Source organism: Zarconia navalis LEGE 11467 (assembly GCF_015207075.1).
Taxonomy (GTDB): Bacteria; Cyanobacteriota; Cyanobacteriia; order Cyanobacteriales; family Geitlerinemataceae; genus Zarconia; species Zarconia navalis.
Genome location: NZ_JADEXN010000272.1, coordinates 1 through 7125, shown reverse-complemented (window position 1 = coordinate 7125; position 7125 = coordinate 1). Strand labels below are relative to the sequence as shown.

The 7125-nt window shown below is 46.6% G+C and carries 10 protein-coding genes; 6 read left to right on the top strand and 4 right to left on the bottom strand.

Annotated features, from left to right (window positions below; translation table 11 throughout):
• Nucleotides 1-763 precede the first annotated feature (763 nt).
• Nucleotides 764-1699: a polysaccharide deacetylase family protein gene (locus IQ235_RS14395; RefSeq protein WP_264322142.1), complete on the top strand. Its 936-nt coding sequence runs from the start codon at nt 764-766 to the stop codon at nt 1697-1699.
• Nucleotides 1700-1945: 246 nt separating this feature from the next.
• On the opposite strand, the gene IQ235_RS14390 is transcribed toward IQ235_RS14395, so the two are convergent.
• From IQ235_RS14390 to IQ235_RS18945, 3 genes are all read right to left on the bottom strand, one after another.
• Entirely contained in the window at nt 1946-2338 is a 393-nt protein-coding gene (locus tag IQ235_RS14390; RefSeq protein WP_264322141.1) for a Na-translocating system protein MpsC family protein, read from the bottom strand.
• Nucleotides 2339-2489: 151 nt separating this feature from the next.
• Nucleotides 2490-2903 carry a Na-translocating system protein MpsC family protein gene (locus tag IQ235_RS14385; protein ID WP_264322140.1) on the bottom strand — a complete coding sequence of 138 codons (414 nt, stop codon included), beginning with the start codon at nt 2901-2903 and terminating at the stop codon, nt 2490-2492.
• 114 nt (nt 2904-3017) lie between these two features.
• The gene (locus tag IQ235_RS18945; protein ID WP_405196682.1) at nt 3018-3149 is read right to left on the bottom strand and encodes a hypothetical protein; all 132 of its coding nucleotides are present in this window, start codon (nt 3147-3149) and stop codon (nt 3018-3020) included.
• Between the two features lie 445 nt (nt 3150-3594).
• On the opposite strand from IQ235_RS18945, the gene IQ235_RS14380 reads away from it, so the two are divergent.
• From IQ235_RS14380 to IQ235_RS14360, 5 genes are all read left to right on the top strand, one after another.
• Nucleotides 3595-3777, top strand: coding sequence for a CsbD family protein (locus tag IQ235_RS14380; protein ID WP_264322139.1), 183 nt, complete (start codon nt 3595-3597; stop codon nt 3775-3777).
• Nucleotides 3778-3939: 162 nt separating this feature from the next.
• A complete protein-coding gene (locus IQ235_RS14375) occupies nt 3940-4200 on the top strand; it encodes a GlsB/YeaQ/YmgE family stress response membrane protein (RefSeq protein WP_264322138.1) in 261 nt (86 codons plus the stop codon).
• A gap of 124 nt (nt 4201-4324) precedes the next feature.
• Nucleotides 4325-4516 (top strand): hypothetical protein, encoded by a 192-nt coding sequence (locus IQ235_RS14370; RefSeq protein WP_264322137.1) that lies wholly within the window; start codon nt 4325-4327, stop codon nt 4514-4516.
• Nucleotides 4517-4718: 202 nt separating this feature from the next.
• A complete protein-coding gene (locus IQ235_RS14365) occupies nt 4719-5192 on the top strand; it encodes a hypothetical protein (RefSeq protein ID WP_264322136.1) in 474 nt (157 codons plus the stop codon).
• 86 nt (nt 5193-5278) lie between these two features.
• Nucleotides 5279-6472, top strand: a complete 1194-nt coding sequence (locus IQ235_RS14360; RefSeq protein ID WP_264322135.1) for a hypothetical protein — start codon at nt 5279-5281, stop codon at nt 6470-6472.
• 86 nt (nt 6473-6558) lie between these two features.
• Here the strand turns inward: IQ235_RS14360 and nadE are convergent.
• Nucleotides 6559-7125, bottom strand: a 567-nt coding sequence (nadE, locus tag IQ235_RS14355; protein WP_264322134.1) for an NAD(+) synthase, incomplete at its 5' end; no start/stop codon positions are given.

Below are 7125 nucleotides of genomic sequence, written 5' to 3'. Positions count from 1 at the left end.
GGATATGTCTATTAGATTCAGGCCATGGGTGACAAGTTAAGCAATTTGCTCCGATGTCAAGTTGACGGGATTGAATCCTCAAATTCCCATCCTATAATGGGTTTCGGCGATTTGACTCTTGTCCGCAGGGGGCACAACGACCGGCGAGCGCGACCGGGAGGCGTTCGTCCCAAGCGCGGGAGGGCGAAGCCAAAGGCGGAGGGTTGGGGGGAGACCCCCGCGCGTGCCGGGTTTTCGACCAAATATTGCAGCATTGACAATGCCGAGATGACCTTAACTTGTCACCAATGGATTCAGGGGAATACTCCCATACCAGGCTCGAGTCAGGGCAATTTTTTCTTCAACCTTCCTGCCGACGAACGCGCGCAGCCCCCGCACTCGAAATTTTTCCATCCCACGAGGGAATTATTCAAATAACGGGTTAAATTATTCATAGCTCAGCCAAAACGAAGTCGCAAAGCAGTAGTATTACTGGTAGGGTCATCGTTTATGAGGTTAAGCTCGCCAATTTGACCGTGTCAAAGTTGTTGTCGCGCAGTATCTCGAAAAATTGAACGTTTTGCGGAATTAGCCGCACACTTTGGGATGCTTAAAGATGGGTTCGTCCTCTAGTTCCTCATCTGCTGCAAACTCGCGTGAAGATATTTCGAGTCAAAACTCGATCGAGTGCCCTCGCGCTTGCCACCACAAATTTTCCCCAAGTCTGGCGAACAGATTGAGAAATCTCTCACTCACCCCGATATCGACATAGACCGAGCTTTTCATGACATACCGAAACCGACCGACCCGTCAGCGCCAACCCTTGCGAACCCTTCTCATTTTTACGGGCATTGCCAACCTCAGTGCCTTTTTACTCGCATTTCAACCGTTACCTCAGAGGCTCTTTGCGTTTAGCAAGCAACCAACACAGTCCGAATCTACGACTTCTCCCTTGCCCTCAAACGTTCCTATGCTCAAAGAGGTTGTGGCGAGTCAAATTGAGACGATCGATGCCAAGCTGGTTCAATTAGAAGCTTCTCTGACTCCTGCCAATAGCTACGCGATCCCGGTCGAGTTTCAGGGACAAACGTTTGAAAAGGTTGAATTGCCCAGTGGGGAGAAAGTGGTAGCCCTGACGTTTGACGACGGTCCGATGCCCGATACGCCCAAAGTGTTGGATCTGTTGAAGAAGTACGAGGTCCCAGCCACCTTTTTTATCGTCGGCAGTCATATGCAGGCTTACCCCGAGTTTATGAAGCGAGTGGTGGAAGAGGGTCATGCGGTGGGCAATCATACCTGGCACCATCACTATCACCCGATCGATGAGGCAACTGCCGCCGCAGAATTTGGACGCACGGCCGATCTACTACAAGAGTTGACGGGTGTACAGACTCGGCTGTTCCGTCCGCCGGGAGGCAATCTGACCAATGGTTTGGTTGATTATGCGGCTCGAAATGATTATGCGGTGGCGATGTGGTCTGTGGATAGTCGAGACTATATGCTTAACCTCGGAGGTATTGCCGAGCGCGTGATTGGGGGTATCCATTCTGGGGCGATCGTCCTTTTGCACGATGGAGGCGGTCCGCGAGGAGCGACGGTGGAGGCTTTGCCACAGATTATTGAGGTGCTCGAAAAACAAGGATATCGTTTTGTGACTCTACCGCAATTGTTACGGATGAAAGCCGAGGAAACTCGCAAAGCCGAAGCCGCAACGTTGTAACGATAGGTTTAGTTCGATCGCTCGGTCAACTCAGAAATGCTCGGTGGAGCACTTAACTCCTTAACTTAGCTCTCCCCGGTTTGTTTTTGTGGAGGTCTTATAGCAGTTTGCGAAAACATAGACTCCGTATCAATATCAATACGTAGAGAAAATTTGAGATGATTCAACGGGTGTACTGGTTACCGATCGGGGTTTACCTTGGGCAAAAACTGCTATGCGTGAATTGCGAGTCAGCCGAAGAAGCATTTATTGCCGCCGGTTGCGGCCCGGTGAAGTCCGAAAACTTGGGGCGCTCTCTAGAATGACAATCAAACCCATGCGTCCGGTTTCTAGAGTGGCATCGCTGAGGAGATCGAGAACGGATATTCCTAAAACTTCTTCGATGGTGGTTTTGATATAGGGTTGAATGACTTCATCGAGATCCGAGCGCAAGTGCTCTACAGACTCTTCCTTTCCTTCCTCAAGCAAAAGTTGCTCGGCTGGGGTAATTGAATTTTCGAGCAAGATGGTCAGCTTTTCATCAAAAAGCTCGCAGGTGACTTTACTCGGCTGATGCCCCAGGCGCTCTCGATATAATGCCTGGATACGCTGTGAAAGGGTGCGTTCGATTTGTCCGCGTGTGAGCTGTAGGGTAGTCATGGTAATTTATCCATATTGACCAGATGCGCAGTAAGCCAAACTCAAGCTTAGGTTACTGTTCTAGGTGAATGTTGAGAGATCGATCGACTCAAACCCCAGCCATGGAGAAATGATGAGGTAGGGTCGCCATCGAGCGATCGAAAAGTTTTTTTTAAGACAGTGTTTTGTTGTCTGTTGCCTCCATACAGTTACTCGATCGAACCTGAAATTTAGGAGCTTTTTCTAAGATGACGATCGAACCCGTTCGACCCGTCTTCGGATTGGTAGCGATGAGTAAATCGATCGCGGTCGTTTGAAAAACTTCCTCGACCAATTCTTGAATGCACGGTTGCAGGATTTTGTGGAGTGTCTCTCGAAAGAGTTCCGCTGAGTAATCTTTTCCGGAGGCTGCGAGTAGTTCTTCGGCTGGCGTCATCGAACGCTCGAGTGCGATCGCGAGCGTAGCCTTGAATAAGTGACAGCTAACGGATTTCAACCCATCTCCAAAGGTTTGGCGGTAGCATTCCTCTATGCGATCGGACAAAATTTGTTCGATTTGCCCGCAAGTCAATTCGGAAGTATTCATCGGTTCTCAACTTAAGAGGGATAGCGGGCAAGAATAATAACCATAACTGTAGCACTCACATTTCAGGCTTTCTGAGTCAGGAGGTGCTTGAGGAAATTATCCTTACGCATCTATCTATATATCTATATGTTGTACGAGTACAAACAAATCGCGTTGAGCTTGTTCCTGGCTCTTATGTCCGATCTCCTCTCGATCGACTCTCAACTTGAGTTGCTGCTCTAGACTTAAAACTCGATGGTTATTCATAACTCAGATTAAAAAAATACTAAGCTAAGTTCATGTGAATGAAATTAATATTTATTTAAGATTTTAGACATCTATCTTTAGAAAGATTCTCCCCAGAGATCGTCGCTCTCGCATCCAAATTGAGTGTTTTTTCCAGAGCTTGGGACAATTGAGGAACCGCACGAACTCTTTTGTCGCATATCCCTCCTCTAGCAACTGCCATATCGAAGGAGAATGCCCGATAAGTCTTGGGAAAGTGGTGGTTTGTGAAGTCTCTGCCTTCCGATAGAGTCCCCAAATCTCTCTATAGATACAAGCTTTTTCTCGAACTCCAATCGTATTATTAAGATGAAGGTTACTCGAAACCTAAAATCGATATTTAACTTTTGATGTAGAGAATCAACCGCAAATCAAAAACTATATCAAAAGATTTAACGTTTTTTTCAATCTATAGAGGTTAATATCCATGAGTATCGAAGAAAGAATTGATGCTACGGCAAAGAATATCGAGGGTAAGGTGCAAGAAGCCGTTGGCGAACTCACCGGAAACCCAGAAGATAAAGCCGAGGGTCAAGCCAAACAGGTTGAGGCTCAAGCTCAACACGTGAAAGAGAACATCAAAGACGAGATAAAAGCTCGAATTGACTAAGCGTTTAGCTTAACACTTCTGGGTCATCTTCATCGGGCTTACGCATAGATACGATCGAAGCTGAGGGTACGACTCGCCTTAGATTGAAGTTGTTAAAATGTAGACTTGTGTAAGCCCCACCTCAAGTATTTTCGTCAATGAAAAGTAAGCAATTACTAAAAAATGAGTATTTTAAGTTGGGTTGTCTTAGGTTTAGTTGCCGGTGCACTGGCTAAATTGATCTATCCGGGAAACCAAGGTGGCGGTATTTTTGCAACCATCGGACTGGGAATTTTGGGAGCGTTGGCTGGTGGTTTCGTGGGTCAACTATTAGGGATTGGCGCGGCAGCCGCAGGCGGCTTTAGCCTGGCTTCGCTTGTCACAGCCATTCTCGGTGCAATGCTCCTAATCTTCTTGTGGGGGCTGGCTACCTCGCAGCGCTAATTATCTAGAGTGGCTATCTAGACTTAGAGAGTATTGTTTGACTTGGAAAAAGGCAAAATATTCCGTTCTTAATTCGCTATATTTTGCCTTTCTTGTTGCATTATAAAATAAATCGAACATAACAATGAATAACACCAATCCTCAAGATATTCCGACAAGCCAAGATCGTGAAATAGAAGAAAAAATCTCTAAAGCCGATCCGATGGTGGAACAAAACGATATCGATCGAATGGCGGCATCGGCCGGAGTCGAAATGGCTCCAGAAGAACCTCTTAATATGAAAGAAAAGCTAGAAGCACGGGATGAGGCACGGTAGCAAAAAGGGGGTAGACATCTCGGTTTCGGACAAAAAAGCCAAAGTCCATATGTAGTTTAGTCAGCAGTCTAAAATATTTCTAATAACCTCATGAGGAGATAGCTTTAGATCTGTTGCTGTGCTTCTTGTAAAAGTATTTTTCCATACTTAGAGTAGATAATAAATTCTTTCAATTAATTTAGTCGCGATCGTTTCAAAATATATGTCACTCCTGTCAAGAAAAAATAGTTCTGTTGGATATCGGGTCGGTCAAGTCTTTTTATTAACGTTACTATGTTGCTTTACCGCAATTGAAACGGCTAAGGCTGAAGATAGCGTCGAAACAACAGTCGATACGATTACTGACGTAACAGATGAGTTTGTCGGGGAGACGGTTACGATAACGGGAGAAATCGATCGGATTGTTAGCCCTAACTCTCTTCAGTTACAAGAAGATGAAGAATTCTTAGACATTTTGAATATGGATAATATTCTCATCGTCGGTATTGATGTAGAAGCGAATAATTTAGCTCAAGGGCAAAGAATTCAAGTCACGGGTGAAGTCCGCGAGTTTGTCCGTTCTGAATGGGATGAAGATTATTATTTAACTTCAGACTTGGAACTCGTAGAAGTCTTAGAAGTTGAATATGAAAAAGAACCGATCGTTTATGCCGATTCGGTACAGATTTTGAGATAGCTCGTTTTTGGCCGGTTTTCAGCAACTGCGTTTGCAAGCATAATAGCTACTATGTGGCTTTTCAAGAAATTCAGAGGACTCTATTTATGTTGCTAAAAATGCTGGAATATTGGGCTGGAATTCTCGAACGAGTCACCTATCCCGCCCAGTGGACGATCAACTCTTCAAGTCCGGGAATATCTCTCACTGATGAGCCAGAAACCGGAACTCCAGCAACGGGAAAATCGATCGAGCGATACGGACAACAAAAGGATGGCTCTTGGGTTCTTAAAGAGTATCGGGATGTACCCAATTCCTACCGCGAAAAACGAGTGAAATACTATACTCCTCAAGGAGAGCGAATTTCTCCAGAGGAATCCCCTTGGCAGGGGGATGAAAAATTGAGTGTTTTCGGTCGATTTAGTTCTCAGGTCAGACAACCAGTGTTCTGCCCCATGCAACCTCATGAAGACCCCAATGCACTTAGCGAACTAGTGCGCGCGGCCTGGAATTGTCGCGGAGGAAACTTTATGCCCACCCTCTTTACGATGGGTTGGGTTGTGGGTAGTTTACAAGTTTGGCACAAGCAACAAGAAACTGGAGACAAAAGTTTCCCGATTTTAAATATCTTTGGGGAAGGATCGAGAGTTGCCTACGATATGTCGCTGTCGTTAATCGGTTCGGACTGGGAAAGTCTGGCGGGTTCGATCGGTCGTCTTAACTATCGCAACCTGCGGAAATTAGCTAAGTATGCCGATCTATTGGGTTCTTTAGTGGTTTCGATCGACCAACCCAGAACCTATCGTAATATCCAGCCAGAAAAGTTTCAAGAAATTATTAAAGGTTGGTACGATCGCGAAGCTGTTTCGATTCGGGAAGAATGCATCAACATTAATTCTAGCTTGCTAATTTTAAGCCGATCGCCCTATTGCGATTATGGAGAGAAAGCCAATCTCGATCGCCACATTCTGTTATGTCCCTTCAATTCCGAACCGAGTGATTCCACGATCGTTTCCGGTCATTTATTTACTCAAGCCTCTGCCAGTTTTTTCCGACTGATTGCGTTGGGTTGGCAAGGCGATCGAATTGCCGAATTCGAGAGAGTTCTTTGCGATCGCCTCAATGCGACTCCAGACACCCTACTGAATATGGGAAAACTGTCGGATTTGGCGATCGTCGGACATTACGCCCGAGTTTTGCAAGAGATGGCTCAAGTTGAAGAAAGTGTTTTGGAGTGGCTGGTACGGGAAAATCGGCCTCAAATTTGCGATGGGCAACCCTTACCTGTCGGGCAAATATAACGCTGTTGGTTAAAAGGGAATCAAAGAAATGCGATCGAGCGTCTTTCTCCCGTATCCGAGGCCTTCTCAACCCGAACGAACGACGATTAAACCGAGGGCGGCTGACGGTGGGCGGCAATGGGCATTCGCCAACCGGTTCCGAAGGCGCGATCGGTAATTTTGAGTCCGGGGGGCGCTTGGCGGCGTTTGAATTCCGCCCGCCGCACCAGCCGTACCACTTGTTTGACAATATCTCGATCGTGTCCGGCATCGACAATTGCATCGGGAGATTGGTGGTGATGAATCAGTCGATGCAAAATATCATCGAGGATTTCGTAAGGCGGAAGGGAATCGCGATCGAGTTGATCGGGTTTGAGTTCGGCGCTTGGGGGTTTGACGATGATATTGCTCGGAATCACCTCGACTCCCGCTTCGCGAGTATTCAACCATTTACACAGGGAAAAAACGCGGGTTTTGGGAACATCGGCGATTGCCGCTAGACCCCCATCCATATCGCCGTAGAGAGTGCAGTATCCCACCGCCATTTCGGATTTGTTACCCGTCGATAGCAGCAGGTGTCCGAATTTATTGGCAATTGCCATGAGCAAATTGCCTCGAATTCGCGATTGCAGGTTCTCCTCGGCAACGCCGGGTTCCGTTCCGGTGAATAAGTC

Excerpts from the sequence above, each read along its gene's own strand:
- IQ235_RS18945 (WP_405196682.1), bottom strand. The coding sequence starts at position 3,149 with ATGAATAACCATCGAGTTTTAAGTCTAGAGCAGCAACTCAAGTTGAGA.
- IQ235_RS14375 (WP_264322138.1), top strand. The coding sequence starts at position 3,940 with ATGAGTATTTTAAGTTGGGTTGTCTTAGGTTTAGTTGCCGGTGCACTG.
- IQ235_RS14380 (WP_264322139.1), top strand. The coding sequence starts at position 3,595 with ATGAGTATCGAAGAAAGAATTGATGCTACGGCAAAGAATATCGAGGGT.
- IQ235_RS14370 (WP_264322137.1), top strand. The coding sequence starts at position 4,325 with ATGAATAACACCAATCCTCAAGATATTCCGACAAGCCAAGATCGTGAA.
- IQ235_RS14365 (WP_264322136.1), top strand. The coding sequence starts at position 4,719 with ATGTCACTCCTGTCAAGAAAAAATAGTTCTGTTGGATATCGGGTCGGT.
- IQ235_RS14395 (WP_264322142.1), top strand. The coding sequence starts at position 764 with ATGACATACCGAAACCGACCGACCCGTCAGCGCCAACCCTTGCGAACC.
- IQ235_RS14390 (WP_264322141.1), bottom strand. The coding sequence starts at position 2,338 with ATGACTACCCTACAGCTCACACGCGGACAAATCGAACGCACCCTTTCA.
- IQ235_RS14360 (WP_264322135.1), top strand. The coding sequence starts at position 5,279 with ATGTTGCTAAAAATGCTGGAATATTGGGCTGGAATTCTCGAACGAGTC.
- IQ235_RS14385 (WP_264322140.1), bottom strand. The coding sequence starts at position 2,903 with ATGAATACTTCCGAATTGACTTGCGGGCAAATCGAACAAATTTTGTCC.